Source organism: Janthinobacterium fluminis (assembly GCF_028595325.1).
Classification (GTDB): domain Bacteria; phylum Pseudomonadota; class Gammaproteobacteria; order Burkholderiales; family Burkholderiaceae_D; genus Janthinobacterium; species Janthinobacterium fluminis.
In genome coordinates this window covers 108709-135653 of the sequence record NZ_JAQQXR010000010.1, presented here as the reverse complement: position 1 = coordinate 135653, position 26945 = coordinate 108709, and the positions used below count along the sequence as shown (strand labels likewise).

Below are 26945 nucleotides of genomic sequence, written 5' to 3'. Positions count from 1 at the left end.
ATCTGTTATGGTCGGCTGCGACGCCGTATTCTGGCCCCATGTTTTGACAGCCAGGGAGACGGAAATGAGCAAGCTAGCGGCGGCACGGGCAAAAGGCCATGTGGAATATGAATTGACGGAGCGGCACTTGCTGCGCCTGAGCAACGCGGCGGGGCGGCGCATCGAATGCGTCTCGGGCCGCGCCCTGATCACCGCTTACGGCGAAACGACCGACTTCTCCCTGCGCGAGGGCAATGTGTTCATCGTCCCGAACAATGGGCTGACCCTGGTCGAAGCCATCGGCAACGGCCGGGTGCGGGTCAAGTCGCCGGCGCTGCCGGGGCAGGCATCGCTGGCGCGCACGCTGCGCCGCGCGGCGGAGCTGCTGCGCCGGATCTGGCACGCGGTGCAGGGGGAACAGAAAGCGCTGCGTTAAGAGCGGGGGCCGGGGCGCCGATTCAGACGGGATCGGCGATCCGGCGATCGGCGAAACGGGCTTTTCCTAGCCCTTGCCCGCCTTGCGGTCCAGTTCCCTGAGCCAGGCCAGCTTGTCGGCGATCTTGCTTTCCAGTCCGCGCGGCACGGGGCGATACCAGCCCGGTTCCGGCATGCCGTCCGGGAAGTAGGTTTCGCCGGCCGCGTAGGCATCCGGCTCGTCATGGGCGTAGCGGTAGGCGTGGCCGTAGCCCAGTTCCTTCATCAATTTGGTCGGCGCGTTGCGCAAATGCACCGGCACTTCCTTCGATTTGTCGCGCTTGACGAAGGCCATCGCCGTGTTGAAGGCGTTGTAGCCGGCATTGCTCTTGGCCGCGATGGCCAGATAGATCAGGGCCTGCCCCAGCGCCAGCTCCCCTTCCGGCGAACCGAGCCGCTCATAGGTTTCCGCCGCGTCGTTGACGATCGTCAGCGCCCGCGGGTCGGCCAGGCCGATGTCTTCCCAGGCCATGCGGACGATGCGGCGCGCCAGGTATTTCGGGTCGGCGCCGCCGTCTATCATGCGGCAGAACCAGTACAGCGCCGCATCCGGGTTTGAACCGCGCACCGATTTGTGCAGCGCCGAAATCTGGTCGTAGAAATTGTCGCCGCCCTTGTCGAAGCGGCGCGAGTTCAGCGTCAGCGCATTGTCGACGAAGGCCGCATCGATGCTCGTGATGCCGGCCGACCCGGCCGCCGTCTCGGCCTGCTCCAGCAGATTCAGGAAGCGGCGCGCGTCGCCGTCGGCGAAACCGATCATGGTGTCGACGGCGACGGCGTCGAAGGTAAGGTGCGGCAGCGAACTCGCGCGCGCCTTCTCGAACAATTGCTTCATCTCGTCTTCGTTGAGCGACTTCAGCACATACACCTGGGCGCGCGACAGCAGCGCCGAGTTGACCTCGAAGCTGGGGTTTTCGGTGGTCGCGCCGATGAAGGTGACGAGGCCCGATTCGACGAAGGGCAGCAAGGCGTCCTGCTGGGATTTGTTGAAGCGGTGGATCTCGTCGACGAACAGCAGGGTGTGCTTGCCGGACTGGTCCAGATTGTGCTGGGCCTGGTCCATCGCGGCGCGGATATCCTTGACGCCGGCGAACACGGCCGACAGCGCGATGAACTCGCTGTCGAAGGCGTGCGCCATCAGCCGCGCCAGCGTGGTCTTGCCGACGCCGGGCGGCCCCCACAGTATCATCGAATGGGCTTTGCCGGCCTCGAAGGCCAGGCGCAGGGGCTTGCCCGCGCCCAGCAAGTGGCCCTGGCCGATGACTTCGGACAGGTGCTTGGGCCGCAGCGCTTCGGCCAAGGGCTGGCGCGGTGCGGTGGAAAATAGGTCAGCCATGGGTGATTACCGATTGCGGGGCCGGGAGGCGGCCAGCGCCGCCCCTGCCTTAATTATTGAGGACGTCGGCGCCCTTGGGCATGACAAATTTAAAGTGTGCGGCCGATTGCGGCGGATTTTTCTGGAAGTTCTTGAACGCCAGCACGGAGGTCTGGCCGAAGGAATCGCGCAGCTCCATCGCCTCCGGCACGCCGTTGCGCAAGCCGATGCTGATGTCGTCGAAGGTCGTGTCTTTCGCCTTCGGCGTCGCCTTCAACCACTCCATGCCGTCGCGGCTGCCGGCCTCGGCCAGGGTGAAGTTCTTTTCCAGGTCGTTGCTGCCGAACAGGATCGCGGCCGGCGAGGAGCCCAGCGCGTTGCCCAGCTTCTTGGTCGTGACCTGGTTCAAGTCCTTGTCGTAGACGTACAGCTGCTCCCCATCGGCCTGCAACAGTTGCTCGTATGGTTTCACATAGTTCCAGATGAACTTGCCGGGACGGGCGAACTCGAAGGTGCCGCTGGACGGCGCCGACACCTTGTTCACGCCGTCGACCTTCTTGATCTGGCGCTGGGTGAACTCGCCCTTGGCCGCCTTGGTGGCGCTCACGAAGGTCTTGAATTGCTCCAGCGCGCTGGCGGACGCGGCGCCGGCGCACAACAGGCCGCAGGCGAAAGCCAGGGCGCTCAATACAGTGTGTTTCTTCATCATGCTCATGCGTTTATCCTTGTTCTGCGCTCGCCGCCGGCACCAGGATTTCCCGGTTGCCGTTCGATTGCATCGTTGACACGACGCCGCTCTGCTCCATTTGTTCCAGCAGGCGGGCCGCGCGGTTATAGCCAATGCGCAAGTGACGCTGCACCAGCGAGATCGAGGCACGCCGGTTTTTCAACACGACGGCGACGGCCTGGTCGTACATCGGGTCGGCCTCGCCGCCGCCCTCGCCCGGCGGCGCGCCATCGGCGCCGCCCTCTTCCAGCGTGCCGCCTTCGAGGATGCCATCCACGTAATTCGGTTCGCCCTGCGCCTTCAAGTGGCTGACGACGCGGTGCACCTCGTCGTCGGACACGAAGGCGCCGTGCACGCGCACCGGCAAGCCGGTTCCGGGCGGCATATACAACATATCGCCCATGCCCAGCAGCGCCTCCGCGCCCATCTGGTCGAGAATGGTGCGCGAGTCGATCTTCGACGACACCTGGAAGGCGATGCGGGTGGGAATGTTCGCCTTGATCAGGCCGGTAATCACGTCCACAGATGGGCGCTGCGTCGCCAGAATCAAGTGCAAGCCGGCGGCGCGGGCCTTTTGCGCGATACGGGCGATCAATTCCTCGACCTTTTTGCCGACGACCATCATCAAGTCGGCCAGCTCGTCGATGATGATGACGATGGTCGGCAGTTTCTCCAGCGGCTCAGGCGCGTCCGGCGTCAGGCTGAAGGGGTTCGGGATGTGCTCTTCGCGCTTCTGCGCCTCGGCGATCTTGGCGTTGTAGCCGGCCAGGTTGCGCACGCCCAGCTTGCTCATCAGCTTGTAGCGGCGCTCCATCTCGTTGACGGCCCAGTTCAGCGCGTGGCCGGCCTGGCGCATATCGGTGACGACCGGCGCCAGCAGGTGCGGAATGCCCTCGTAGACGGACATTTCCAGCATTTTCGGGTCGATCAGGATCAGGCGCACGTCGAGCGGGTCGGATTTGTACAGCAGCGACAGGATGGTCGCGTTGATGCCGACCGACTTGCCCGAGCCGGTCGTGCCGGCCACCAGCAAGTGCGGCATCTTGGCCAGGTCGGCGACGACGGGCTTGCCGGCGATGTCCTTGCCCAGCGCGATGGTCAGGCTGGAGACGCCGTCGTTGTAGACCTTGGAGCCGAGGATTTCCGTCAGGCGCACGATCTGCCGTTTCGGGTTCGGCAATTCCAGCGCCATGTAATTCTTGCCGGGGATGGTTTCGACGACGCGGATCGAGGTCAGCGACAGCGAACGGGCCAGATCGCGGGCCAGGCCGACGATCTGGCTGCCCTTGACGCCGGTGGCCGGCTCGATTTCATAGCGCGTGACCACCGGCCCCGGATAGGCGGCGACGACCTTGGCGTCGACGCCGAAGTCCGACAGCTTCTTCTCGATCAGGCGGCTGGTGAATTCCAGCGTTTCCACCGACACCGTCTCGACGGCGGCGGGCGCCTCGTCGAGCAGGGACAGGGGCGGCAGATTACTGTCAGGCATTTCCTGGAACAGCGTGGCCTGGCGCTCCTTTTCCACGCGCTCCGACTTGACCACGGCGACAATCTGCGGCTCGATCTTGATCGGCGCCGCGGCGACGTGCTTCTCGACATGCTTGGCGCGCTCGACGACGACGACTTCCTCGCGCTTGACGGCCGCCACCTCGCCCTGGCGGCGGTCTTCCCTGTCTTCATAGCGCAACACGAACCAGTCGATGGCGTCCTCGATGGCGGCGCCGATGCGCTCGGCCACCGCCAGCCACGACACATGGAAGAACAGGCTGAAGCCGAGGCCGAACAGCAGCAACAGCAGCAAGGTGGCGCCGGTGAAGCCGAAGGCGACGTGGGCCGCATGGCCGACCACGCGGCCCAGCACGCCGCCCGGGGCCAGGGGCAGTTGCACATGCAGCGAGTACATGCGCAGGTATTCGAGGCCCATGCTGCCGATGAACAACAGCACGAAGCCGACGGCGCGTATCAGCATCTCTTGCTGGTGCTCCGGCTCGCTCTCTTTTTCCAGCAAAAACTTTTGCGTCAGGCCGCGGTAGCCGTTCCAGACGGTGCGCAACAGGCAGACGCACCACCACCAGGCGGAAAAGCCGAAGATATACAACAACAGGTCCGACACCCAGGCGCCGGCGCGCCCGCCCAGGTTGGCGACCTTGGGCACGACGTTGGCGTGCGACCAGCCGGGATCGCCCTTGGTGTAACTCAGCAGTATCAACACGAAATACAGGCCGAAGGCGGCCAGCGCGAACCAGCGCGCCTCCGACAATAGGCGCACCAGCCGGTTCGGCAAGGGCTGGCGTTCGGTTGCGCTGCGGGTGTAACTGGAGGGGGTGGCTTGGCTTGGTTTCGTCATACTTTAAAAAACGATGCAACTGGATACATGTTGCGGACTGGGAAATACCCACATATGGCTATTCTAAGCGATACGCGGCCGGGCCGGCCCCACGATTCATACCGGCGCGCCGCTTCGTCTATAATCTCGCCATTGCTTGCGCAAGTGCAATGTCTGCGCGCCCCGCCGCCGCGGCGCGAACGCCCGGCCCGGCGGCAACCCTTGTCCTTGCAGCAATCGGCCCCAATTCGGGTCCATCAAACCTATTTAGAAGCCCTCCATGACCACTACCAAACACGCCCGCGTTTTGATTCTCGGCTCCGGCCCTGCCGGTTACAGCGCCGCCGTCTACGCCGCCCGCGCCAACCTGAAACCGATGCTGGTAACCGGCGTCGAGCAAGGCGGCCAGTTGATGACCACCACCGACGTCGAAAACTGGCCGGCCGACCCGATGGGCGTGCAAGGTCCGGAACTGATGCAGCGCTTCCTGCAGCACGCCGAGCGCTTCAACACGGACATCGTGTTTGACCACATCCACACCGCCAAGCTCAGCGAAAAACCGATCCGCCTGATCGGCGACAGCCATGAGTACACCTGCGACACGCTGATCATCTCGACCGGCGCGTCGGCCCAGTACCTGGGCCTGGAATCGGAAACGGCCTTCATGGGCAAGGGCGTGTCGGCCTGCGCCACCTGCGACGGCTTCTTCTACCGCAACCAGGAAGTGGCCGTCGTCGGCGGCGGCAACACCGCCGTCGAAGAGGCCCTGTACCTGTCGAACATCGCCAACAAGGTGACGCTGATACACCGCCGCGACAAGTTCCGCGCCGAAGCGATCCTGATCGACCGCCTGAACGCGAAAGTGGCCGAAGGCAAGATCGTCTTGAAATACAACCACACGCTCGACGAAGTGACGGGCGACGAAGGCGGCGTAACGGGCATCAACATCAAGTCCAGCGTCGACGGCGCGGTCACCGCGCTCAAGGTGCACGGCGTCTTCATCGCCATCGGCCACAAGCCGAACACCAGCATCTTCGAAGGCCAGCTCGACATGCACAACGGCTACATCAAGACCCGCACCGGCCTCGAAGGCATGGCCACGGCCACCAGCATCCCGGGCGTGTTCGCCGCCGGCGACGTGCAGGACCACATCTACCGCCAGGCCATCACCAGCGCCGGCACCGGCTGCATGGCGGCGCTGGACGCCCAGCGCTACCTGGAAGGCCAAGAGTAAGCGGCAATGTCGTCCTTGAAAACTTTTGCCGACCTGAAATCCTTGCGCAACACCCTCAAGGATCAGGAGGAGGCGCGCGCCGTCGCCAGCGCCGAACGGGCCAAGCGCGAGCGCGTGGCGGCCCATGAAAACAATCTGTTTCGCAACAGCATGGGCAACGTTGCGCCGATGCCACAGCGGGACAGGCTGGCGCCGGCCGCGCCGGCCGCCCCGCTGACGCCGCGCCAGCAGGAGGAGGACGACCGCGCCGTGCTGCGCGAATCGCTGTCGGACCTGTTCGAGGTCGACGCGCTGATGGACGAAGACCCGGCGCTGAGCTACACCCGGCCCGGCGTCGGCCCTGACGTCGTGCGCAAGATGCGCAAGGGGCATTGGCCGATCCAGGACGAAATCGACCTACACGGCCTGCGCCGCGACAACGCCCGCGACGGCATCGGCGAATTCCTGCGCCAGGCGACGCGGCGCAAGCTGCGCTGCGTGCGCGTCATCCACGGCAAGGGTTTGGGCTCGAAAGGCCAGGAACCGGTACTCAAATCGATGGTCCACAGCTGGCTGGTGCAAAAGGACGAAGTCGTCGCCTTTTGCGTGGCGCGCCGCTCCGAAGGCGGCGACGGCGCCCTTGTCGTGCTGCTGCAAGCGGCCCTGCAGCCGCTGTAAGATCCCGGCTTGGCGTCCGCCGCCAAGCCGCCCCCCCTCCCCTTCCCCGGTCATTTCCACGCGCGCCGCGCTTGCTTTTTCCAGAAGCATACTATACCGTATAGTATATAACTTGAGATCATGTCCATATGCCCCATTCAGCCCCCGCAAGCAGCAGCACGACACGCCAACCACGCACTGCCTGGCTCGGCGCCGGCCTGACGCTGCTGGCCAACAGCGGCGCCGACGCCCTCACGATAGATCAGCTATGTGCGGCGGTGGGGCGCTCCAAGGGATCGTTCTACCACCACTTCGCCGATGTCGGCAGCTACGCCGAGGCGCTGCTGGACCATTGGCAGGAATTGCACACTGCGGGGCTGATACGCGCCGTCGACCAGCAAAGCACGGCGCAGGAGCGGCGCATGATGCTGGCCAAACTGGCCCTGGCGCTCGACGCCAGGGTCGAGCGGGCCATGCGGCAATGGGCTGCGCGCAATGCGCTGGTCAAGCACAGGCTCGGCAACATCGACCAGCGCCGCATCGCCTACCTTGCCGGGCTGATTGCCGAACTGCGCGACGACGGCGACCACACGGACGCCCTCGACCTGGCCCGTATCGAATATGCGACGTTCGTGGGCATGTTTTACGTGTTCCCCGACGGCCAGGAGGAAGACATGATGCGCATGTTGCGCCGCTTTATCGGACTGATGACCCCGGAGGCAATCGCGCGCCTGCCGGCCTAGCCCCACGCCTTTCCGCCCTCGCCGGCCAGCTGCGCGGCGGTCGGCCCGCCCATGCATCCCCCCTCTCTAAAAGGAGCACACATGAATCGGATTTTACTTGCCACGGCTTCGCTTGCCGGATTTACCGCCGCGCTGCATACCTTTCGCGGTACGCTGGAGATCAGCATGCCGCTGATGCAATCGCAGCTGCCCCAGGAAGTGATCTTGCTACTGTATGCATGCTGGCACCTGGTCACCGTGGCGCTGATCTTGTCCGCCGCATCGCTCTTCATGGCCGCCCGCAGCAAGGATGCATCGCAGCGCAGCACGGTCACGCTGATATCCTCGATGTGGCTGGGATTTGGCCTGGTGTTTATCGTCGTGTCGCTGGTCTACGCCGGCCCGGCCATGCTGCTCGCCCTGCCCCAATGGGTGCTGTTAATGCCGGTGGGCCTGCTGGGCCTGTGGGGCAACGCGCGCCCCGCGCAGGCAGCCACGCGATGAACGCCTGGCTCATCGCGGCGGCGGCCTTGAACGCCATCGCCTCGCTCATGCATGCGGCCATCATTGCCGGCGGCGCCTCGTGGTATCGCTTCTTCGGCGCCGGCGAGCGCATGGCCAGCGCCGCGGCCGCCGGCAAACTGTATCCGACCGTCGTCACCTCCGGCATTGCCGCCGTGCTGGCGCTGTGGGCCGCGTATGCGCTGTCGGGCGCGGGCGCCATCGCCCGGCTGCCCTTTGCGCCGCTCTGCCTGAGCCTGATTACGGCGGTGTACCTCTTGCGCGGCCTGGTCCTGGTGCCGCTATGGCTCTTTGCCCGCGACACGCTCGACGCCTTCACCGTGTGGAGTTCGCTGATCTGCATCGGCTACGGCGTCGTGCATTTGCTCGGCCTGACGCAGGTGTGGGCGCGATTATAAAACCAGGGCGGCATAATGCGGCCCCGTTCGGGGCCCCCGCATGTTAACCTATGGGCATTATCTATTCGCCCCTTCGTCCGCCCATGATGCCTCCCCATCTGCCCCCCGGCTCGCTGATTCGCGCCATCGAGGTCATCGCCATCCTGGTCGGCGCCTTCTCCGGCTTCATCGAGGCGCGCCGCAAGCGCATGGACCTGGTCGGGGTGTTCACGGTGGCCTTCATCACCGCGTTCGGCGGCGGCACCCTGCGCGACATCCTGCTCGACAAGCGCCCGCTGTTCTGGGTCGCCCACCAGGAATACGCCATCCTGACCTTTGTGCTGGCGCTGATCGCCGCGCCGCTGATCCGCACCCTGCGGCAGATCGTCTCGGAGCGCCTGATCGTCATCGCCGACGCCATCGGCCTGGGCCTGTTCGCCATCGCCGGCGTGTCCGAGGCCCTGCGCGCGGGCATGCCGCTGTTCATCGCCTCGATGATGGGGGTGATTACGGGGATTTTCGGCGGCGTGCTGCGCGACATCGTCTGCAACGAGGTGCCGATGGTGCTGCGCGACGGCAAGCCATATGCCATCTGCGCCTTCATCGGCTGCTGGCTGTACCTGGCGCAAAAGCATTTCGGCGTGGCCGCCGACGTGGCCCTGTGGACCAGCGCGACGGCGATCACCGTCATGCGCCTGCTGACCTGGAAATTCGATATGCGCCTGGGCCGCTAGCGCCCGCCAGGCGCGGGGCGCTTCGCTAGGCGCTTCGCGGCCCGCTTAGACCGCGTCCGGGCCGGTTTCGCCGGTGCGGATGCGGATCACCTGTTCGACATCCTGGACGAAAATCTTGCCGTCGCCAATCTTGCCGGTGCGAGCGGCCTTGATGATGGCGTCGACCACCTGCTCGGCCATGCCGTCGTCGACGACCACTTCCACCTTCACCTTCGGCAGGAAGTCGACGACGTATTCGGCGCCACGGTACAGCTCGGTGTGCCCCTTCTGGCGGCCGAAACCCTTCACTTCGGTCACGGTCAGGCCCGTCACATTGACTTCGGCCAGGGCCTCGCGCACCTCATCGAGCTTGAACGGTTTGATAACGGCGGTAATCTGTTTCATGGAGCTCTCCCTAGGGTGATGGTTATTCGTAAAATTTCGAGGTGATCGGGTAGCGCCAGTCGCGGCCGAAGCCGCGGTGCGTCACGCGGATGCCGACCGGCGACTGGCGCCGCTTGTATTCGTTGATCTTGATCAGGCGGGTCACCCTTGCCACGTCGGCCGGCGGATAGCCGGCGGCGATGATGTCGGCGATCGGACGATTCTCTTCCATATACATTTGCATGATCGCATCCAACACCTCGTAGGGCGGCAGCGAATCCTGATCCAGCTGGTCCGGGCGCAACTCGGCCGACGGTCCGCGCGTCAATATGCGCTGCGGAATCACGTCGGACACGCCGTTGCGGTGGGCGCACAGGCGGTACACCAGGGTCTTGGCGATATCCTTGATCACGGCGAAGCCGCCCGCCATGTCGCCGTACAGCGTGCAGTAGCCGACCGCCATCTCGCTCTTGTTGCCCGTCGTCAGCACAATACTGCCGTGCTTGTTCGACAGCGCCATCAGGATGGTGCCGCGGATGCGCGCCTGGATGTTTTCCTCCGTGGCGTCCTCGGCCAGGCCGGCGAATTCCTGCGCCAGCGTGGCGCGGAAGGCGTCGAAGGCCGCGTTGATCGCGATTTCATCGTAGCGTACGCCAAGGCGCTTGACCATGTCGCGCGAGTCGATCCACGAGATGTCGGCCGTGTACGGCGACGGCATCATCACGGCGCGCACCTTGTCGGCGCCCAGCGCGTCGACGGCGACGGCCAGCGTCAGCGCGGAATCGACGCCGCCCGACATGCCGATGAGCACGCCCGGGAAGCCGTTCTTGCCGATGTAGTCGCGCACGCCCAGCACCAGCGCCTGGTAAACCTGGGCCTCGATCGACAGGGCCGGCGCCAGCGCGCCCGGTTGCGGCCGCGCGCCGTCGAAGGCGACCACTTGCAAGTCTTCCTCAAAATGCTTGAGCTGGGCGCAAATCGTGCCGTCCTGGTCCATGACGAAGGAATCGCCGTCGAAGATCAACTCGTCCTGGCCGCCGACCAGGTTCGCGTACACCAGCGCCATGCCCTGGGCGCAGACGTTCTTGCGCATGGTTTCATAGCGCAAGTGCTGCTTGTTCATATGGTAGGGCGAGCCGTTCGGCACCAGCAGCACTTGCGCGCCGGCCTCCCTGGCGCGGCCGGGCGCGTGCTCGAACCAGGTGTCCTCGCAAATATTGACGCCGAAGCGCACGCCCTTGACGGCGAACACCAGCGCGCGGTCGGCCGAGGCGAAATAGCGTTTTTCATCGAACACCGCGGTATTCGGCAAATCGTGCTTGCGGTAGGTGCCCAGCACCTCGCCGTTGACCAGCACCGCAGCGGCGTTGTAGCGCCTGTCGCTGCCCTCCTCCATCACCGGCAGGCCGACGACGACGTGCACATCCTTGAACTGCGCCAGCTCCAGGGCCAGTGCGGCAAACGTTTCCTGGGTTTTTGCGTAAAATGCGCTGCGCAGCAACAGGTCTTCCGGTGGATAGCCGACCAGCGACAATTCCGGGGTCAGCACGATATCGGCGCCCGCTTCGTGGGCGCGGCGGCAGGCATCGACGATCTTGGCGCGGTTGCCGGCCAGATCGCCGACGGTACTGTTCATTTGAGCGATTGCGACTTTGACTGTCATGATGGCAATAATGGTAAATTCGAGTGAGTAAAGCGGGACGGGTCCCAAGGGCGAACAGCGGCCCGAACATGGCTGGTGAATGCTGACCGACAAAAATGAATTATCGCACGGGTATCGTTTCTTCTTTGGCTGAAATTGGCGCACCGGCGTGGTCGGCGCTGCTGGCCACCCAGCGGGACGGCAATCCCTTCCTGTCCTACGCCTTCCTGCACGCACTGCACGCGTCGGGCTGCGTGGCGCCGGACACGGGCTGGCAGCCGCAATATCTGGCGCTATGGCAAGGCGACACGCTGGCGGCGGCGATGCCCTTGTACGTCAAGTCGCATTCCTACGGCGAATACGTGTTCGACTGGGCCTGGGCCGACGCCTACCAGAGAAACGGGCTCGACTACTACCCCAAGCTGCTGTCGGCGATCCCGTTCACGCCGGTGGCGGGCGGGCGCCTGCTGGCGCGCGACGCCGCCGCCCGCGCCGCGCTGGTCGAGCTGCTGTGCGCGCAGCAGGAAGCGGCCGGCATGTCGTCTAGCCATGTGCTGTTCGCGCCGCAGGCGCAGGCGCGCCAACTGCAGGAGGCCGGCTTCATGTTGCGCAGCGGCGTGCAGTTCCATTGGCTGAATCCGGGCTACCGGGACTTCGAGGCGTTTCTGGCCACCCTGGAGCACAAGAAGCGCAAAAATATCCGCGCCGAGCGGCGCAAGGTGGCCGAAGCCGGCGTGACGATGCGCCAGGTGCGCGGCGCCGACGCCGGCGAAGCGGACTGGCGCCTGTTCCACCGCTGCTACGCGAACACCTATGCCGAACACCGCTCCTCGCCGTACTTGAATCTGGACTTTTTCCTGCGCATCGGCGCCGCGATGCCGCAGAATATACTGCTGGTCATCGCCGCGCGCAATGGCAGGGACATTGCCGCCTCGCTGCTGATCCACAGCGACGACACCCTGTTCGGCCGCTATTGGGGGGCGCTGGAGCATGTGCCCTGCCTGCACTTCGAGACGGCGTATTACCAGCCGCTGGAATTTTGCATCGCGCACAAGATCGCCACTTTCGAGGGCGGCGCCCAGGGCGAGCACAAGATGGCGCGGGGGTTTCTGCCGCAAAAAACCTGGTCGGCGCACTGGCTGGCCCATCCGGCTTTCGCCGACGCCATCGAACGCTTTCTTGAGCGCGAGCGCGGCGGCATCGACAGTTATATCGACGAGTTGAACGACCGCAATCCCTTCCGGCAGGCAAGCACGTAGCAAGGACGCCGACCTCAGCCATGCGGCGCCGCCAGCAGCAGCGGGTCGCGCAGCTTGATGATGTGGCGGAAATGGTCGGCGTCGTTCACTTCCATGCTCAGCAATTCGCTGCCGAGCATGTCGACGTACAGGGTTTGCGGGTGCCGTATCATGTGATCCAGGCCCTCGACCATGACCGCCAGAATGTCGCTGGCCGGATCGTAGACGATGCCGAGCAGCGGCACCCAGTCCGCCTCAAGCTGGCTGCCGATTTCCAGCGCGTCCACCTCCAGTTCGGCGTTCTTGCCGACCAGCGTTTTCGAGATGCGCCCAAAGTAGTCATGCCAGTTTGGCTTGTCAATCTTCGCTATCGTCATACCCCCTCCTCCACAGTGAGCGGCCCGCTAGCAGGCCGCCGGCTTCATGCGCCGCTCGGCGACGCGGCGCTCCGCTTTCGGCGCGGCCTCCGGCGCCGCGCCGCCCTGCGCCGCCGGACGCGGCGCGGCGAAAGAGTAGGCGCGGTAGGCCAGCGCCAGGTACAGCAGACCCGTCAGCAGGGCGTAGGCGCCGATCAGCCACACCAGCACCAGCGCGCCGGCGCCGGGGTAGGCCAGGATCAGCAGGCCGAAGACGATGGCCGTGGCCGCGCTGAGTATCAGCAGCCATTCGCCGCCGATGACCTTGCGCAGCCGCACGGCAAGCGCAAGGTCGAGCACGCCGGTGACGATGGCGTTGACGCCGATGACGATGAGGAGCGCCAGCACCGTCAGGGCCGGATGCCGGGCTGCCAGTACGCCGGCGCCGACGCTGACCAGTCCCATCAGCAACAGCAGCCACCAGTCCGCGGCGCCGCGGCGGTTGCGCAGCGCGCCGGCGATGGCCACGGCGCCGGCCAGCAAGGCGTAGACGGCGAACACGGCGATGAGGGAGAGCAGCGTCACGCCGGGCGTGGCCAGCGCGAACAGGCCGAACAGCACGGCGATGGCGCCGCGCAGGGCGAGTATCCACCATGAACGCATCAGCATGGGCAGGGATGACATGGCAGACTCCGGGACTGGGCGATACAGTGTCAGAGTGCGGCGGAGGGCGCGGGTTCCGCGCGCCGCCGGCGGGGTTTGATCGGCCTCATGGAGGCGGCAAAGTCCGGACGTAAAAAAACGCACCCGCGTTGAGCGCCGGGTGCGTTGTGGGCGGCGTTGCCGGCGTGCTTAGGCGCCGGCCGCTTCCTCGCTCTTCTTGTACGAGGCGACGCCGTTGAGGATTTCCGCTTTCGCGTCTTCCGGGCCGTACCAGCCGTCGATCTTCACCCATTTGCCTTTTTCCAGGTCTTTGTAGTGCTCGAAGAAGTGCTGGATCTGGCGCAGGCGCAGTTCGTTCAGGTCTTCCGGCTTGTGCCAGTGGCTGTAGATCGACAGCACTTTGTCGACCGGCACGGCCAGCACCTTGGCGTCTTCACCGGCTTCGTCGGTCATTTTCAGCACGCCGATGGGACGGCAGCGCACCACCACGCCCGGGATCAGCGGGAACGGGGTGATGACCAGCACGTCGACCGGGTCGCCGTCGTCGGACAGGGTGTTCGGCACGTAGCCGTAGTTGCATGGGTAGTGCATGGCCGTGCCCATGAAGCGGTCGACGAAGATCGCGCCGCTTTCCTTGTCGACTTCGTACTTGATCGGGTCGGCGTTCATCGGGATTTCAATGATGACGTTGAAATCGTTCGGCAGGTCGCGGCCGGCGGATACTTTGTTCAGACTCATGGGGATTCCTCAGTTTGCGGACAATATTTTGTAATGGCGTAATTATAGCGAAGCGGCGTCGCTTTGTGCGGCGCAGCAAGCAAAACGGCCCGTTCTTCGTGCGAAAAACGGGCCGCGCTTACAGGATGGTCGCCAGCGCGCACTGGCGGTAGTGGGCCGCCGCCTCGTCCGGCTGTTGCAAGGCGTCGTGCAGTTGCGCCAGTTTCAAATGGGCTTCGCGCACCATGCGCGCGTCGCCGGCGTCCGACAGCGCCTGTTCCAGGTGGCGCTGGGCCTTGCCCCAGAGCTTTTGCTTCAGGCACAGGGCGCCCAGCGTCAAGGCCAGTTCCGCGTCGGTCGGGCGTTGCCGCACCCAGCGCTCGCAATGTTCGATCTGTGCCAGCAGGGCCGGCGAGCCGGCCGGCGCCGCCGCGTCGCGGTAGGCGCGCACGACGCGCTCGTCCCAGTTCGCTTCCAGCGCCTCCTCGGCCACCAGGCGCGCCTCGTCGTGCAGGCCGCGCTCGTTGAGGGCCGTGGCGGCGCGGCAGGCGACATAGGGCTTGATGCGGTCGGCGCCCGGCACCGTCGACCAGACCCGCATCACGGATTCGGCGTCGTGCGAGCGGTCCGACAGCAAGTCTTCATAGGCCAGTTCGCGCAGGCGCGAGGACAGCGCCGGGTGCAGGGCGCGGTGCTTGTCGAGCGAGCGCACCAGGCGCAGCACTTCCGGCCAGTTTTTCGCCTGCTGCTGGGCCTTCAGCGACCATTGCAGGGCGTGGATGTGGCGCGTGCCGCTGGCATTGAGTTCGCGCACGGCTTCCAGCGCCGCCTCGGGCTGGTGGTCGTCGACGAGCAGTTCCGTCATCGTCATCAGGCGCGCCGTCTTCAGCGCGGCGTCGCCGCCCACCTTGGCCAGCCAGACGTCGCGCCGCTCGGTCTGGCGCATGCGGTGCGCGGCGCGGGCGCCGATCAGCGCGGCCAGGCCGGCGTTCTCGGGCAGGTCGGCGGCGCGCAACGCGGCTTTTTCGGCGTGGCCGAAGCGGCCCTCGAACAGTCCCTTCAAGGCTTCGCGCAAGCCCTTGTTGGCGTCGCGCTCGCGCTTGCGCAGCCGGTAGGCGGCGACGCGGCCCGGCATGCTGACGGTGGCGCGGAAGGCGCGGATGGCCAGGTACAGCAGCACGAACAGCAGCGCCTGCAGCAACAGGAAGAAGTTCAGCGACAGGTCCATCCGGTATGGCGGATAGAACAGCACCACGTTGCCGGGGTTGAAACGGGCCGTCACGGCGATGCCGATGGCCGTGGCCATCAGCGCGAGTAACCAGAGAAATAGACGCATGGGGCTTAGGGCTTCGCTTTATAGTTGCGCACGGCGTTCAGGCTGTCGGACAAGGTCGGCATCTCGATGGCGAGATTGCTTGCCTGTACTTGCCGCAGCAACGCCTGCGCCGTCTGGGTTGGCTTGGCGCGGGTGTCGAAATACTTCACCAGCGCGTCCTGGGCCGCGATCAAGTCGTTGCGGAAGGCCGTCTCGTTGCGCGCCAGCAGGGCCAGGCGGGCGTTGAGCAGGCGCAGCTTGACGTTCTCGCGCAGGAAATAGGCTTGCGTCGGCGACAGCATCAGCGCGTCCGGCGTGGCCACGCTGCGGATGCGGATCAGCTGGCGCACGTCGGCCCACATTTCGCTGCTCCAGCCGTCCCACAGCTCCTCCAGCTTCAGCAGCCACGGGCTGGCCGGCGCGGCGGCGGGCGCCACGGCGCCCTTGCCGGCCGGCTTGGCCTTGGCCGGCTTGGGCGCCGGCAGCACCGGTTTTTCGTCGGCCAGCATCGGCAGCGAGTCGACCTGGGCGATCACCGCGTCCAGGCGCAGCGCCACGCCGATCGCGTCGACGCTCGGCAGCGCCTTGAGTTTTTCCGTGTCCTTGGCGATGGCGCGGCGGATCGTGATGAATTGCGGCTTGTCCGAGCGCGACAGGCTGCGGTCGGCGTTTTGCAGCGCGATCAGCGCGCCCGGCACGTTGCCGGCCAGTTGCAGCTGCTGGCTGGCCGTCGACAGCACCTGCTCGATCTCCGCCAGCGCCCATTCGTCGCGGTTCTTCGACAGGTCGTTGTAGAGCTGCTCCAGCGCCAGCTGCTGGCTTTGCGCCTCGGTCTGGCGGTTTTCCAGCAGGCTCACCTTGGATTGCAATTCCTTGGTGGCGTCCTGCACGGTGCGCGCCAGCGTGCCCGTGTCGGCGTTGCTGGCGTCGCCCTTTTGCAGGCGCCGCGCGACGTCCTCGCGCAGGCTGCGCACCTGGTTGTGGGTCGACCAGGTCTGCGCCGCCAGCAAAATCGCCAGCGTGATGACGGCGATGGTCAGCGGCTTTTGCAGCGTGTCGCTCAGGGCCGGCGCGGCGGCCGGCTTGCTCGGCTCGACCGCCGGAGCGGCGGCGTTGGCGGCGGCGCCCGGGGGCGCACTCGTTTCGGGTAGGGTAGGCATGTCGTTCATGGTCGTGATTGTAACGCGGCAAGCACCCGTTCGTCGCCTGAACCTGTCAGTGTCAAGCGGGTAAAGCCCAGATCGCTTGCCGTTTGTGCAATGCGGGCGTGGGGGACGATTAAATGTTGTTGTTGCATTTTTGCAACGTTGTGCTGCGCCCCGGCGGCCTCGCCGTCCAGCGCCGCCAGCAAGCCCATCAGCCCGCGCAGGGCTTCCGAGCTGGTGATGACCCAGTCGTTGCGCTGCGCCAGCAGGCGGCGCAGGGTCGCCGCCAGCGCCGGCGTCAGCGCCGGCACGGCGCGCCGGTAGGCCGTGACGAAGCGGACCTCGACGCCGGCCCGGCGCAAGCCCTCGCCCATCAGTTCGCGGCCGCCGTCGCCGCGCACGATCAGCACGCGGCGCCCGCGCAGGCGGGCCAGGTCCAGGCTTTCCAGCAAATGCTCGGAGTCGCTCCTGGCCGCGTCATGCGGGCTGACGATGTCGGCGCAGGCGGGCGTGACGCCGTGCGCCGCCAAGGCCGCGCGGCTGCCCTCGCCCAGCACGGCCAGCGTGACGCCGGCCGGCCAGGCATCGATGTGGGCGAAGGCGGCGTCGATGGCGTTCGGCGACACGAAGGCCACCATCGCGTAGGCGCGCAGGTCGGCCAGCGCCAGCGCCAGCGCGGCCTGGTCGGCCAGCGCATGGATTTCCAGCAGCGGCAGCAGCTCGACCGGCCGGCCCAGCGCGGCGACCCGCTCAGCCAGCGGCCCGGCTTGCGCCAGCGGCCGCGTGATCACGACGGTATCAGGCATCCGGCGCGTCCGGCAGCACGGCGCAACTGGCGAGTATGCCGGCGGCGTCTTGCTGACGCAGCAAGTCGGCCGCCTGCTCGCCCACCTGCTCGGGCGCGGCGGCGGCGCCGCTGACGTCGGCGCTGGCCATGCGCGCGCCGTCCGGCGTGGCGACCATGGCGCGCAGGCGCAGCACGGCGCCGTCGACGGTGGCGTAGGCGGCCAGGGGAATCTGGCAACTGCCGCCGAACACCTTCGACACCTTGCGCTCGGCCGCCACGGCTTGCGCCGTGGCCGCGTGGTTCAGCGGCGCCAGCAGGCGCAGCAGGTCGACGCCGTCGTCGCGCTCGGCGATCTCGATGGCCATCGCGCCCTGGCCGGCGGCCGGCAGGCTCAGTTCCGGGTCCAGCAGCGCGCGGATGCGCTGCGGCAGGCCGAGCCGCTTCAAGCCGGCGGCGGCGAGGATGATGGCGGCATATTCGCCGCGGTCGAGCTTGCCCAGGCGGGTGTCGAGGTTGCCGCGCAGCGGCTTGATCACCAGTTGCGGGTGGCGCGCCGCGATCAGCGACTGGCGGCGCAGGCTGCTGGTGCCGACGACGCTGCCGGCCGGCAAATCGGCCAGGCTGGCGTAGTCGTTCGACACGAAGGCGTCGCGCGGGTCTTCCCGTTCGAGGATGGCGGCCAGGCGGAAGCCGGCCGGCAAGTCCATCGGCACGTCCTTGAGCGAATGCACGGCCAGGTCGGCGCGGCCCTCGGCCATCGCCACTTCCAGCTCCTTGACGAACAAACCCTTGCCGCCGACCTTGGACAGGGCGCGGTCGAGGATCTGGTCGCCGCGCGTGGTCATGCCGAGAATCTCGACGCGGCACTGCGGATATAATAAAGCCAAGCGCGCGCGCACATGCTCGGCCTGCCACATGGCGAGCCGGCTTTCGCGCGAAGCGATGACCAGTCTGGCCGGAATATTCAGTGTCAAATCGGATGCTTTCAAAACAAGTTCTTTCGCTGTCGTTGACCCTAACCGGTGGACACCAGTTATGTGCACATGTTTAAGATCACAAATTTTATCATGCGCCTCCCCTGCAGACCGTGGCCATCCGCCTTTTGCACCACGCAATCACATTAAATGGTCCATCACATGGTTAAAGAAGCTACTGTTACAGACGTGCCAGCCGGCGCCGACAAGGACGCGCCCCTGAAAGAAGACATCCGCCTGCTCGGCCGCCTGCTCGGCGAGGTGCTGCGCGACCAGGAGGGCGAGGCCGTGTTCGCCGTCGTCGAGACGATACGCCAGACGGCCGTGCGCTTCCGCCGCGAGGCCGACGCCAGCGCCGCCGCCGAGCTCGACGCGATGCTGAAGCGGCTCAGCCGCGAGCAAACCATCGCCGTGGTGCGCGCCTTCTCCTATTTCTCCCACCTGGCCAACATCGCCGAGGACCAGCACCACATCCGCCGCCGCCGCGCCCACCTGCTGGCCGGCTCGCCGGCCCAGGCGGGCAGCGTCGGCTTCGCGCTGGGGCGGCTCAAGCAGGCCGGCGTCGGCGCCGGCACCGTCGCCACCTTCTTCGCCGACGCCCTGATCGCGCCGGTGCTGACGGCCCACCCGACCGAGGTGCAGCGCAAGAGCATCCTCGACGCCGAGCACGACATCGCCCGCCTGCTGGCCGAGCGCGACCTGCCGCTGACGCCGAAGGAGCGCGCGGCGAATCTGCAACTGCTGCACGCGCGCATCGCCACGCTGTGGCAGACGCGCATGCTGCGCTACTCGAAGCTGACGGTGGCCGACGAGATCGACAACGCCCTGTCCTACTACCGCATCACCTTCCTGCGCGAACTGCCCGGCCTGTACGACGACATCGAGGCCGACATCGCCGCCCACTACCCGGAACAGGCGGGCAAGCCGGGGCAAGGCGCCGCCGCGCCGTATGTGCAGATGGGCAGCTGGATAGGCGGCGACCGCGACGGCAACCCCAACGTCAACGCCGCCACCATGCGCCACGCGCTGGCGCGCCACGCCAGCACCATCCTCGACTTTTACCTCGACGAGGTGCACGCGCTGGGCGCCGAACTGTCGATCTCGACCTTGATGACGGACGTCAGCCCGGCCCTGCAGGCGCTGGCCGAGCAATCGCCCGACACCTCGCCGCACCGCAGCGACGAGCCGTACCGCCGCGCCCTGATCAACATCTACGCGCGCCTGGCGGCGACGGCGCGGGCGCTGGGCGCCAGCAACATCCTGCGCAAGGAGGTTGGCGCCGCCGCCCCCTACGCCGAGGCGGCCGCCTTCGCCGCCGACCTGCAGGTGCTGGTCGCCTCGCTGCAGGAGCACCACGGCGCCGTGCTGGTCAAGCCGCGCCTGGCGACGCTGAGGCGGGCCGCCGACATCTTCGGCTTCCACCTGGCCTCGCTCGACATGCGCCAGACCTCCGACGTCCACGAGCGCGTGCTGGCCGAGCTGTTCGCCCGCGCCGCCGTCGAAGCCAACTACGCGGCGCTGAGCGAGGCGCAGAAGGAGCGCCTGCTGCTGGCCGAGCTGGCCCAGCCGCGCCTGCTGTACTCGCCCTATCTCGACTACTCCGAGGAAACCGCCGGCGAGCTGGGCATCCTGCGCGCCGCGCGCGAGATCCGCCAGCGCTACGGCGCGCGGGCCATCCGCAACTACATCATCTCGCACACGGAAACCGTCTCGGACTTGCTCGAAGTGCTGCTGCTGCAAAAAGAGACGGGCCTGCTGCGCGGCGGCGACGGCGCGGACGGCGAACTCGACCTGATGGTCATCCCCCTGTTCGAAACCATTCCCGACCTGCAGCGCGCCGCCGAGATCATGGGCCGCGTCATGGCCCTGCCCCAGGTGCGGCCGCTGATCGCCCGCCAGGGCCAGTTACAGGAAGTCATGCTCGGCTATTCCGACTCGAACAAGGACGGCGGCTTCCTGACCTCGAACTGGGAGCTGTACAAGGCCGAAACCCTGCTCGTCACCGTGTTCGCCCGGGCCGGCGTCAAGCTGCGCCTGTTCCACGGCCGCGGCGGCACGGTCGGCCGCGGCGGCGGCCCCAGCTACGAAGCCATCCTGGCGCAGCCGCCCGGCACCGTCAACGGCCAGATCCGCCTGACGGAACAGGGCGAAATCATCGCCTCGAAATTCTCCAACGCCGACATCGGCCGCCGCAACCTCGAACTGCTGGTCGCCGCCACGCTGGAGGCCAGCCTGATGCCGCCGGCGGCCGACCCGGCCCACGCGGCCGGGCTGGCCCGCTTCGAGGCCGTCATGGCGCAGCTGTCGGCGCGCGCCTACCAGGCTTACCGCCACCTGGTCTACGACACGCCGGGCTTCACCGACTACTTCTTCGCCGCCACGCCGATCGCCGAAATCGCCGAGCTGAACCTCGGCTCGCGCCCCGCCTCGCGCAAGCCGAGCAAGCGCATCGAGGACTTGCGCGCCATCCCCTGGGGCTTTTCCTGGGGCCAGTGCCGGCTGCTGCTGCCGGGCTGGTATGGCTTCGGCAGCGCCGTCGGCGCCTGGCTCGACGACGCCGCCGGGCCGCCCCGCGAGGCCAAGCTGGCGACGCTGCGCGCCATGCACAGCGAATGGCCGTTCTTCGCCACGCTGCTGTCGAACATGGACATGGTGCTGGCCAAGACCGACCTGGCGATCGCCTCGCGCTACGCCGAGCTGGTGGCCGACGCGGCGCTGCGCGAGCGCATCTTCGCCCGCATCACCGCCGAGCACGCGCTGACGCTGGCCTGCCTGGAGCAGATCACCGGCAAGCGCGAACGGCTGGCCGGCAACCCGCTGCTGGCGCGCTCGATCATGAACCGCTTCGCCTACCTGGACCCGCTGAACCACTTGCAGGTCGAGCTGATCAAGCGCCACCGCGCGCTGTCGGACCGGCCCGGCCAGGCCGACGAGCGGGTTCACCGCGGCATCCACCTGTCCATCAACGGCGTCGCGGCCGGCTTGCGCAACACCGGCTGAGTCTTGGGCCGGTGCCCGCCGCGGCGGCGCCGGCCCTGGTAATATTATCTAAAAATAAATCAAAATTGGCAAAACTGGCATTACAATAGCCACTCACCCAGCCCGCCGCGCGCCTTGCGGGGCCACAGCGCCGATTCCGGCTTGTGCCGCGGCTGGCACGGGAAGACGCCAATGAGAAAATGGTCGGTTGAAAGCTGGAGTCTGGCGGGCGTGGCGGCGATCCTGGTCCTGCTGAGCGCACTGGGCGCGCTGACCTGCCGCGAAATGATGCAGGCGCGCACGGCCGCCACGGCTGTCGATACCGCGCATGAACGCCTGATACAGCTGGAACAGCGGCGCAGCGGCTACTTGCGCGCCGGCGGCGCGGCGGCGGCCGAGGCCGGCATCGACGCGCTGATCGGCGCCGAGCAGGCGGTGCTGGCGCGCGCCAAACTGGCGGCCGCGCAGCAAAACACCCGCGAGCGCATGGCGCTGGGCGCGCTGCTGGTGACGATGTTGGCGCTGCTCAGCTTTATCCTCTTGCGCGTGCGCAGCCTGACCCTGTCGCGCCAAAGCACCCATGCGCAATTGCAGGGCAGCGAGGCGCGCTACCGTGAAATCGTCGACACGATGCAGGAAGGCATCTGGATCACCGACGCCGGCGGCCGCATCGTCTTTGCCAACCGGCGCATGACGGAGCTGATCGGCTGCGCACTGCCCGACCTGATCGGCCAGCCCGTCAACGCCTTCATGCCGGAGGTGGCGCTGCAATGCTGCTGCCCCCTGTACCGCGGCGGCGACGTCAGCCCGCGCGACCAGCAATACCAGCGCGCGGATGGCAAGACGGCCTGGGCGCTGGTCGCCGGCCGCCTGCGGTGCGACGCCGACGGCGCCGTCTGCGGCGCGCTGGTGATGATGACCGACATCACCGAGCGCAAGCTGGCCGAGCAGGCCCTCGGCATCGCCCATACCGAGCTGGAAAACCGCATCCGCCTGCGCACCGCCGAGCTGGTCGACGCCAACCTGCTCCTGCGCGACGAGATCGACGAGCGCGAGGCGGCCCAGCGGGCGCTGGCCCACAGCGAGAAGCGCTTGCAGGAAATCATCTCGATGATGCCGCTGGCGCTGTTCCTGAAAGACGCCGAGTCGCGCATCGTGCTGATGAACGAAGCCTGCGAACAGCAATGGGGCATGCGCTTCGCCGACCTGCAGGGCAAGGGCGGCCACGGCTTCTTCCCGCCCGAGCAGATGGACGGTTTCCTGGCCGACGACCGGGCCGCCTTCGCCAGCGGCCGCCTGCAGGTGGGCGAGGAGCTGGTGTGGAACGCCCTGCTGCAGGAAAGCCGGCTCGTGCAGTGCTACAAGAAGCCGCTGTATGACGACGCCGGCCAGCCGATGCTGCTGATCGCCATGAGCGTCGACATCACCAACCGCAAGCGCGACGAGGAAGCCTTGCAGCAATCGCTGCTGCAATTGCGCGAGTTGTCCGACCACCAGCAAACCATCAAGGAGGAGGAGCGCAAGCGCATCGCGCTCGACATCCACGACGATCTGGGGCAAAACCTGATGGCCCTGAAGATCGACGTGTCGATGCTGCACGCGCGCACCGGCGGCACGCACCCGCGCCTGAACCAGCAGGTCGGGCGCGCGCTGGAAACCATCGACACGACGATCAAGTCGGTGCGGGCGATCATCAACGACCTGCACCCGAGCACGCTGGAACTGGGCTTGTGCGCGGCCGTCGAATGGCTGCTCAAGCAATTCGAGCGGCGCAGCGCGATCCGCTACGAATTGTTCATCCTCGACGACAGCGCCAACGCGACGCTGGACAACCGCCAGACGGCCGCCATCTTCCGCGTCATCCAGGAGTCGCTCGCCAACATCCTGCGCCACGCCGCCGCCAGCGCCGTCGAAGTGTCGCTGAACCTGAACGCGCAATGGGTCACCATCGTCATCGCCGACAACGGCATCGGCATCCAGCCGGGCGACCACGGCAAGGCGGCTTCCTATGGTTTGAAGAGCATTACGGAGCGCATCAGCGCGCTGGGAGGGGAGTTGGTGATCGACAGCCGCAAGGACAGCGGCACGGCGCTGACCATCCTGATGCCGGTGGTGGCCACGGCGGCGCCGCCGCCGGGCGCCCCGCGCCTGAGCCAGGCAGGCTGAGGCGCCCCGCCTAGGCGGGGCGCCTAGGCGGGGCGCCTAGGCGACACGCCATGAACGCTTAGTTCTGCGTCAGGAAGGTTTTCAGCTTGTCGGAGCGGGACGGCTGGCGCAGCTTGCTCATCGCCTTCGCCTCGATCTGGCGGATGCGCTCGCGCGTGACGTCGAACTGTTTGCCGACCTCTTCCAGCGTGTGGTCGTTCGACATTTCCACGCCATAGCGCATGCGCAGCACCTTCGCCTCGCGCGGCGTCAGCGAGTCCAGCACTTCCTTGATGACGTTGCGCATCGAGGCGTGCAAGGCCGCGTCCAGCGGCGCCAGCGTGGTGTTGTCCTCGATGAAGTCGCCCAGTTGCGAATCGCCGTCCTCGCCCATCGGCGTTTCCATCGAAATCGGCTCCTTGGCGATCTTCATGATCTCGCGGACCTTGTTTTCCGGCATTTCCATCTTGATCGCCAGCGTCGCCAGGTCCGGCTCGCTGCCCGTTTCCTGCATGATTTGGCGCGAGATGCGGTTCATCTTGTTGATCGTCTCGATCATGTGCACCGGCACGCGGATGGTGCGCGCCATGTCGGCGATCGAACGGGTGATGGCCTGGCGTATCCACCAGGTCGCGTAGGTCGAGAACTTGTAGCCGCGGCGGTACTCGAACTTGTCGACGGCCTTCAGCAAACCGATGTTGCCTTCCTGGATAAGGTCGAGGAATTGCAGGCCGCGGTTGATGTACTTCTTGGCGATCGAAATCACCAGGCGCAAGTTGGCGACCGTCATTTCGCGCTTCGCGTGGCGGGCGCGCTTTTCGCCGGCGGCCATCTGCTTGTTGATCTTGCGCAGGTCGGCCAGCGGCAAGGCGACGCGGGCCTGCAGGTCAATCATCTTCTTTTGCAGCTCCTTGACGGCCGGCACGTTGCGGCCCAGGATGGCGCTGTACGGATACTTACAGTCGACTTCGCCGTCGACCCAGTCGAGGTCGCACTCATTGCCGGGGAAGACCTTGATGAAGTGGGCGCGCGGCATGCCGCATTTGTTGACGCACAATTCGATGACGGCCTTCTCGATGTGGCGCACCTCGTCCATCTGGCCGCGCAGCGTGTCGCACAGCTTCTCGACGACCTTGGCGGTGAAGCGGATGCCCAGCAGTTCCTGGGAAATCGCTTCCTGGGCCTTGATGTAGGGCTTGGAATTGTAGCCGTCCGGCGCCTTGCGCATCTTGTCGAACTGGGTGGAGATCGTCGCGAATTTTTCCAGCGCGTTCTTTTTCAGTTGCGCCAGCTGTTCGCTGGAGAAGCCGGCCGCGCCGCCATTGGCGTCGCCGTCCTCTTCCTCGACTTCTTCCTCTTCCTCGTCGTCGGCGGCGGCGGCCGGCGCGGCGGCGACCGGGGCCGGCGCGTTGCTGGCCTCGTTCAAGTCGACGAAGCCGTCGACCACTTCGTCGACCTTGATTTCATCCTTGGCGATCTTGTGCGACAGCGCGACGATCTCGGCGATCGTCGTCGGGCAGGCCGAGATGGCCTGGATCATGTCCTTCAAGCCGCCCTCGATGCGCTTGGCGATCTCGATCTCGCCTTCGCGGGTCAGCAGCGCCACGGCGCCCATTTCGCGCATATACATGCGCACCGGGTCGGTGGTGCGGCCGAAGTCGGAATCGACCGTCGACAGCGCCGTCGCGGCGGCCGCCTCGACTTCGTCGTCGCTCGTGACGGTGGCGACGTTGTCGGTCAACAACAAGCTTTCCGCGTCGGGGGCGCGCTCGTAGACGGCGATGCCCATGTCGTTGAAGGTGGCGATGATGCCTTCGATCGCTTCCGGATCGATGATGTTTTCCGGCAGTTGGTCATTGATCTCGGCATAGGTCAGGAAGCCGCGCTCCTTGCCCATATTGATCAAGCCCTTGATCTGCTGGCGGCGCCGCTCCAGGTCGGCCGCCGTCGCTTCCGCGTCGCCGGCCAAGGCGTCGGCCACGCCGCCCTTGGCCTTGCGGTCGCGGGCTTTCGAGACGGCCTTCAGCTCGGCGCGCTCGACGGCGTTCAATGCCGCCACTTCGTCGTTTTCCGGCGTGAATTCGCTCGGCTTGCGGCCGCGCCGGCCCGGCACCTTCACCGTTGGCAGGAAATAGTTGGATGTGTCGATTGCCGCCAACGCGTCGGCGTCCGTGGTCTGGCTGACGGCCGGACCGGAGGTGACGATGACGACGGGCGCCGGCTCGGCCTTGGCGCGCACGACCTTGGCGCGCGCCGCGACGACCACCTTGGCGGTGGCGGCGCTGTCGCTCGGCTTGCGCGCGGCCGGGGCCAGCTTGACGGCGGCGACCTTGGCGACGGCCGGCTCGGCCGCCGCCGGGGCCGCTTCGGCGGCCTCGACCGGCAATTCCGCGGCCGCGGCCAGGCGCGAGCGGGTTTTCTTCACGACCGTCACCTTGCTGGGCGCCTGCGCATTATCCGCTTGCGCATTATCGATAAAGTAAGATAGAGTCGTTTTGGGCACCGCCAGTTGCGCCGAGGCCGGGCGCGGCGTCTTGGCCGACAACGTTAATGTTTTGGGCGTATTTTTCATTAAATATCTCTCTCTATGCGAGACCACATGGTCGCGGCGAAGTGAATGATCCCACCTAAGCCTGCGAATCGGACTCGATGGTGCGTGTGCTGCGGCCGCCGGCTAAGCGCGGCGGCGCCAATCCATCGGCATGCCCAAAGCCGGCGCAGCGTCGTTGCGGCGCGGCGGCGCTGAAGGAGGTGTAGATAAATTGGCGGTATACATTGCGGAATGAAAAAAGCCCGCTACCAAAACGGGCTTGTATCTATTATTCAGTGAAGAATAGAGGAGAGCGAGATTATGCCCCAGACCCTGTTATCAGTATAATTGACAGTTCAGATACCTGACATCAATAAACCCCATAACGTGGCGAGAAAGCGACTGCTCTGATCCCCTGCACTACTGATACGGCGCAAGCCAGTATTCAGCGCAAGCCGACATTATACACATTTCCGCGCCACCGCGCCCATCAAACAGCATGGCAAAAAAGTCATTGTTGCCATAAAAGTCAATGCACTCCCCCCTCTTGCGTGCTATGCTCCCGTTTCCAGCCTAACCTATGAAGTCGATGAACACGCCTAGTCTCACCCCTCAGCCTGCAGCGCCTGGCGCACCGGCGCAAACCGCGCGCTCCCTGCTCAAGCAATTTCAAGAACAATTTGCGCCCTTCCGCGACTGCCTGCCCTTGTCCATCGGCATAGACAAGCAATTGCTGGCGCGCCTGCCCGAACTCGACCGCAAGTTGATGCGCACGGCGCTGGGCATCCACACCGGCTCCCTGCGCTATCTGCGCGTGATGGAAAAAGCCAAGGTGCGCTATGACCTCGACGGCACCCCCGGCGCCGAAGTGACCCAGGTGCACCGCGACCACGCGAGCCAGGTGTTGCAGCAGCGCTTCAAAAAAGAGGCCGAACGCAAGAAAGCCGAACGCGACGCCGCCGCCGCCGAGGAAGCGAACCGCGTGCGCGCCGAGAAGCTGAGCCAGTTGACGGCGAAGTTTTCCCGCAAGGGCTGATCCGCCCCG

The 26945-nt window shown here is 66.2% G+C and carries 24 protein-coding genes; 11 read left to right on the top strand and 13 right to left on the bottom strand.

Annotated features, from left to right (window positions below; translation table 11 throughout):
- The first annotated feature begins 64 nt into the window (after positions 1 to 64).
- Complete coding sequence (locus OIK44_RS21440; protein WP_273673786.1) at positions 65 to 415, top strand: DUF2917 domain-containing protein; 351 nt, start codon at positions 65 to 67, stop codon at positions 413 to 415.
- Between the two features lie 66 nt (positions 416 to 481).
- On the opposite strand, the gene OIK44_RS21435 is transcribed toward OIK44_RS21440, so the two are convergent.
- From OIK44_RS21435 to OIK44_RS21425, 3 genes are read right to left on the bottom strand one after another with little or no spacing between them, the layout of a single operon-like run.
- The gene (locus OIK44_RS21435) at positions 482 to 1789 is read right to left on the bottom strand and encodes a replication-associated recombination protein A (protein ID WP_273673785.1); all 1308 of its coding nucleotides are present in this window, start codon (positions 1787 to 1789) and stop codon (positions 482 to 484) included.
- Between the two features lie 49 nt (positions 1790 to 1838).
- Entirely contained in the window at positions 1839 to 2483 is a 645-nt protein-coding gene (lolA, locus tag OIK44_RS21430) for an outer membrane lipoprotein chaperone LolA (protein WP_420213875.1), read from the bottom strand.
- A 4-nt stretch (positions 2484 to 2487) separates the two neighbouring features.
- Positions 2488 to 4842, bottom strand: coding sequence for a DNA translocase FtsK (locus OIK44_RS21425; protein WP_273673784.1), 2355 nt, complete (start codon positions 4840 to 4842; stop codon positions 2488 to 2490).
- 259 nt (positions 4843 to 5101) lie between these two features.
- Between OIK44_RS21425 and trxB the strand changes: the two genes are divergently transcribed.
- The 6 genes from trxB to OIK44_RS21395 all read left to right on the top strand — a co-directional run bounded on the left by trxB (position 5102) and on the right by OIK44_RS21395 (position 9046).
- The gene (gene trxB, locus OIK44_RS21420) at positions 5102 to 6055 is read left to right on the top strand and encodes a thioredoxin-disulfide reductase (protein ID WP_273673783.1); all 954 of its coding nucleotides are present in this window, start codon (positions 5102 to 5104) and stop codon (positions 6053 to 6055) included.
- Between the two features lie 6 nt (positions 6056 to 6061).
- Positions 6062 to 6712 carry a Smr/MutS family protein gene (locus OIK44_RS21415; protein WP_273673782.1) on the top strand — a complete coding sequence of 217 codons (651 nt, stop codon included), beginning with the start codon at positions 6062 to 6064 and terminating at the stop codon, positions 6710 to 6712.
- A gap of 128 nt (positions 6713 to 6840) precedes the next feature.
- Positions 6841 to 7434, top strand: coding sequence for a TetR/AcrR family transcriptional regulator (locus tag OIK44_RS21410; protein WP_273673781.1), 594 nt, complete (start codon positions 6841 to 6843; stop codon positions 7432 to 7434).
- A gap of 81 nt (positions 7435 to 7515) precedes the next feature.
- Positions 7516 to 7917, top strand: a complete 402-nt coding sequence (locus OIK44_RS21405) for a hypothetical protein (RefSeq protein WP_273673766.1) — start codon at positions 7516 to 7518, stop codon at positions 7915 to 7917.
- On the top strand, positions 7914 to 8333 hold the full coding sequence (locus OIK44_RS21400) for a hypothetical protein (protein WP_273673765.1): 420 nt from the start codon (positions 7914 to 7916) through the stop codon (positions 8331 to 8333). The genes OIK44_RS21405 and OIK44_RS21400 overlap by 4 nt, the downstream gene beginning before the upstream one ends.
- A gap of 83 nt (positions 8334 to 8416) precedes the next feature.
- Positions 8417 to 9046 (top strand): trimeric intracellular cation channel family protein, encoded by a 630-nt coding sequence (locus OIK44_RS21395; RefSeq protein WP_273673764.1) that lies wholly within the window; start codon positions 8417 to 8419, stop codon positions 9044 to 9046.
- Positions 9047 to 9091: 45 nt separating this feature from the next.
- Here OIK44_RS21395 and OIK44_RS21390 read toward each other — a convergent pair whose 3' ends face one another.
- Both OIK44_RS21390 and OIK44_RS21385 read right to left on the bottom strand, forming a co-directional pair.
- Positions 9092 to 9430, bottom strand: a complete 339-nt coding sequence (locus OIK44_RS21390) for a P-II family nitrogen regulator (RefSeq protein WP_017876598.1) — start codon at positions 9428 to 9430, stop codon at positions 9092 to 9094.
- Positions 9431 to 9452: 22 nt separating this feature from the next.
- Complete coding sequence (locus OIK44_RS21385; protein ID WP_273673763.1) at positions 9453 to 11072, bottom strand: NAD+ synthase; 1620 nt, start codon at positions 11070 to 11072, stop codon at positions 9453 to 9455.
- A gap of 95 nt (positions 11073 to 11167) precedes the next feature.
- Here OIK44_RS21385 and OIK44_RS21380 point away from each other — a divergent pair, with 95 nt between their 5' ends.
- Positions 11168 to 12310 (top strand): GNAT family N-acetyltransferase, encoded by a 1143-nt coding sequence (locus OIK44_RS21380; protein ID WP_273673762.1) that lies wholly within the window; start codon positions 11168 to 11170, stop codon positions 12308 to 12310.
- 14 nt (positions 12311 to 12324) lie between these two features.
- On the opposite strand, the gene OIK44_RS21375 is transcribed toward OIK44_RS21380, so the two are convergent.
- The 7 genes from OIK44_RS21375 to hemC all read right to left on the bottom strand — a co-directional run bounded on the left by OIK44_RS21375 (position 12325) and on the right by hemC (position 18246).
- The gene (locus tag OIK44_RS21375; RefSeq protein WP_273673761.1) at positions 12325 to 12666 is read right to left on the bottom strand and encodes a DUF5335 domain-containing protein; all 342 of its coding nucleotides are present in this window, start codon (positions 12664 to 12666) and stop codon (positions 12325 to 12327) included.
- 27 nt (positions 12667 to 12693) lie between these two features.
- Entirely contained in the window at positions 12694 to 13329 is a 636-nt protein-coding gene (locus OIK44_RS21370) for an HdeD family acid-resistance protein (RefSeq protein WP_273673759.1), read from the bottom strand.
- A gap of 168 nt (positions 13330 to 13497) precedes the next feature.
- The gene (gene ppa / locus OIK44_RS21365) at positions 13498 to 14046 is read right to left on the bottom strand and encodes an inorganic diphosphatase (protein WP_273673758.1); all 549 of its coding nucleotides are present in this window, start codon (positions 14044 to 14046) and stop codon (positions 13498 to 13500) included.
- A gap of 118 nt (positions 14047 to 14164) precedes the next feature.
- Positions 14165 to 15361 (bottom strand): heme biosynthesis protein HemY, encoded by a 1197-nt coding sequence (locus tag OIK44_RS21360; protein WP_273673757.1) that lies wholly within the window; start codon positions 15359 to 15361, stop codon positions 14165 to 14167.
- A gap of 5 nt (positions 15362 to 15366) precedes the next feature.
- Positions 15367 to 16509 (bottom strand): uroporphyrinogen-III C-methyltransferase, encoded by a 1143-nt coding sequence (locus OIK44_RS21355; RefSeq protein WP_273673755.1) that lies wholly within the window; start codon positions 16507 to 16509, stop codon positions 15367 to 15369.
- On the bottom strand, positions 16506 to 17291 hold the full coding sequence (locus tag OIK44_RS21350) for a uroporphyrinogen-III synthase (RefSeq protein ID WP_273673753.1): 786 nt from the start codon (positions 17289 to 17291) through the stop codon (positions 16506 to 16508). The genes OIK44_RS21355 and OIK44_RS21350 overlap by 4 nt, the downstream gene beginning before the upstream one ends.
- Positions 17284 to 18246, bottom strand: coding sequence for a hydroxymethylbilane synthase (gene hemC, locus OIK44_RS21345; protein WP_273673751.1), 963 nt, complete (start codon positions 18244 to 18246; stop codon positions 17284 to 17286). Before hemC ends, OIK44_RS21350 begins: the two co-directional genes overlap by 8 nt.
- 162 nt (positions 18247 to 18408) lie before the next feature.
- On the opposite strand from hemC, the gene ppc reads away from it, so the two are divergent.
- Complete coding sequence (ppc, locus tag OIK44_RS21340) at positions 18409 to 21246, top strand: phosphoenolpyruvate carboxylase (RefSeq protein WP_273673750.1); 2838 nt, start codon at positions 18409 to 18411, stop codon at positions 21244 to 21246.
- A 171-nt stretch (positions 21247 to 21417) separates the two neighbouring features.
- A complete protein-coding gene (locus tag OIK44_RS21335) occupies positions 21418 to 23391 on the top strand; it encodes a PAS domain-containing sensor histidine kinase (protein WP_273673748.1) in 1974 nt (657 codons plus the stop codon).
- Positions 23392 to 23449: 58 nt separating this feature from the next.
- On the opposite strand, the gene rpoD is transcribed toward OIK44_RS21335, so the two are convergent.
- Positions 23450 to 25942, bottom strand: a complete 2493-nt coding sequence (rpoD, locus tag OIK44_RS21330; RefSeq protein ID WP_273673746.1) for an RNA polymerase sigma factor RpoD — start codon at positions 25940 to 25942, stop codon at positions 23450 to 23452.
- Positions 25943 to 26480: 538 nt separating this feature from the next.
- Between rpoD and OIK44_RS21325 the strand changes: the two genes are divergently transcribed.
- On the top strand, positions 26481 to 26936 hold the full coding sequence (locus OIK44_RS21325) for a ProQ/FINO family protein (protein ID WP_273673744.1): 456 nt from the start codon (positions 26481 to 26483) through the stop codon (positions 26934 to 26936).
- Positions 26937 to 26945 lie beyond the last annotated feature (9 nt).

What these genes read in the sequence shown, in the direction of transcription:
- OIK44_RS21440 (WP_273673786.1), top strand. Translation starts at nt 65, where the DNA reads ATGAGCAAGCTAGCGGCGGCACGGGCAAAAGGCCATGTGGAATATGAA.
- OIK44_RS21435 (WP_273673785.1), bottom strand. Translation starts at nt 1,789, where the DNA reads ATGGCTGACCTATTTTCCACCGCACCGCGCCAGCCCTTGGCCGAAGCG.
- lolA (WP_420213875.1), bottom strand. Translation starts at nt 2,483, where the DNA reads ATGAGCATGATGAAGAAACACACTGTATTGAGCGCCCTGGCTTTCGCC.
- OIK44_RS21425 (WP_273673784.1), bottom strand. Translation starts at nt 4,842, where the DNA reads ATGACGAAACCAAGCCAAGCCACCCCCTCCAGTTACACCCGCAGCGCA.
- trxB (WP_273673783.1), top strand. Translation starts at nt 5,102, where the DNA reads ATGACCACTACCAAACACGCCCGCGTTTTGATTCTCGGCTCCGGCCCT.
- OIK44_RS21415 (WP_273673782.1), top strand. Translation starts at nt 6,062, where the DNA reads ATGTCGTCCTTGAAAACTTTTGCCGACCTGAAATCCTTGCGCAACACC.
- OIK44_RS21410 (WP_273673781.1), top strand. Translation starts at nt 6,841, where the DNA reads ATGCCCCATTCAGCCCCCGCAAGCAGCAGCACGACACGCCAACCACGC.
- OIK44_RS21405 (WP_273673766.1), top strand. Translation starts at nt 7,516, where the DNA reads ATGAATCGGATTTTACTTGCCACGGCTTCGCTTGCCGGATTTACCGCC.
- OIK44_RS21400 (WP_273673765.1), top strand. Translation starts at nt 7,914, where the DNA reads ATGAACGCCTGGCTCATCGCGGCGGCGGCCTTGAACGCCATCGCCTCG.
- OIK44_RS21395 (WP_273673764.1), top strand. Translation starts at nt 8,417, where the DNA reads ATGATGCCTCCCCATCTGCCCCCCGGCTCGCTGATTCGCGCCATCGAG.
- OIK44_RS21390 (WP_017876598.1), bottom strand. Translation starts at nt 9,430, where the DNA reads ATGAAACAGATTACCGCCGTTATCAAACCGTTCAAGCTCGATGAGGTG.
- OIK44_RS21385 (WP_273673763.1), bottom strand. Translation starts at nt 11,072, where the DNA reads ATGACAGTCAAAGTCGCAATCGCTCAAATGAACAGTACCGTCGGCGAT.
- OIK44_RS21380 (WP_273673762.1), top strand. Translation starts at nt 11,168, where the DNA reads ATGAATTATCGCACGGGTATCGTTTCTTCTTTGGCTGAAATTGGCGCA.
- OIK44_RS21375 (WP_273673761.1), bottom strand. Translation starts at nt 12,666, where the DNA reads ATGACGATAGCGAAGATTGACAAGCCAAACTGGCATGACTACTTTGGG.
- OIK44_RS21370 (WP_273673759.1), bottom strand. Translation starts at nt 13,329, where the DNA reads ATGTCATCCCTGCCCATGCTGATGCGTTCATGGTGGATACTCGCCCTG.
- ppa (WP_273673758.1), bottom strand. Translation starts at nt 14,046, where the DNA reads ATGAGTCTGAACAAAGTATCCGCCGGCCGCGACCTGCCGAACGATTTC.
- OIK44_RS21360 (WP_273673757.1), bottom strand. Translation starts at nt 15,361, where the DNA reads ATGCGTCTATTTCTCTGGTTACTCGCGCTGATGGCCACGGCCATCGGC.
- OIK44_RS21355 (WP_273673755.1), bottom strand. Translation starts at nt 16,509, where the DNA reads ATGAACGACATGCCTACCCTACCCGAAACGAGTGCGCCCCCGGGCGCC.
- OIK44_RS21350 (WP_273673753.1), bottom strand. Translation starts at nt 17,291, where the DNA reads ATGCCTGATACCGTCGTGATCACGCGGCCGCTGGCGCAAGCCGGGCCG.
- ppc (WP_273673750.1), top strand. Translation starts at nt 18,409, where the DNA reads ATGGTTAAAGAAGCTACTGTTACAGACGTGCCAGCCGGCGCCGACAAG.
- OIK44_RS21335 (WP_273673748.1), top strand. Translation starts at nt 21,418, where the DNA reads ATGAGAAAATGGTCGGTTGAAAGCTGGAGTCTGGCGGGCGTGGCGGCG.
- rpoD (WP_273673746.1), bottom strand. Translation starts at nt 25,942, where the DNA reads ATGAAAAATACGCCCAAAACATTAACGTTGTCGGCCAAGACGCCGCGC.
- OIK44_RS21325 (WP_273673744.1), top strand. Translation starts at nt 26,481, where the DNA reads ATGAAGTCGATGAACACGCCTAGTCTCACCCCTCAGCCTGCAGCGCCT.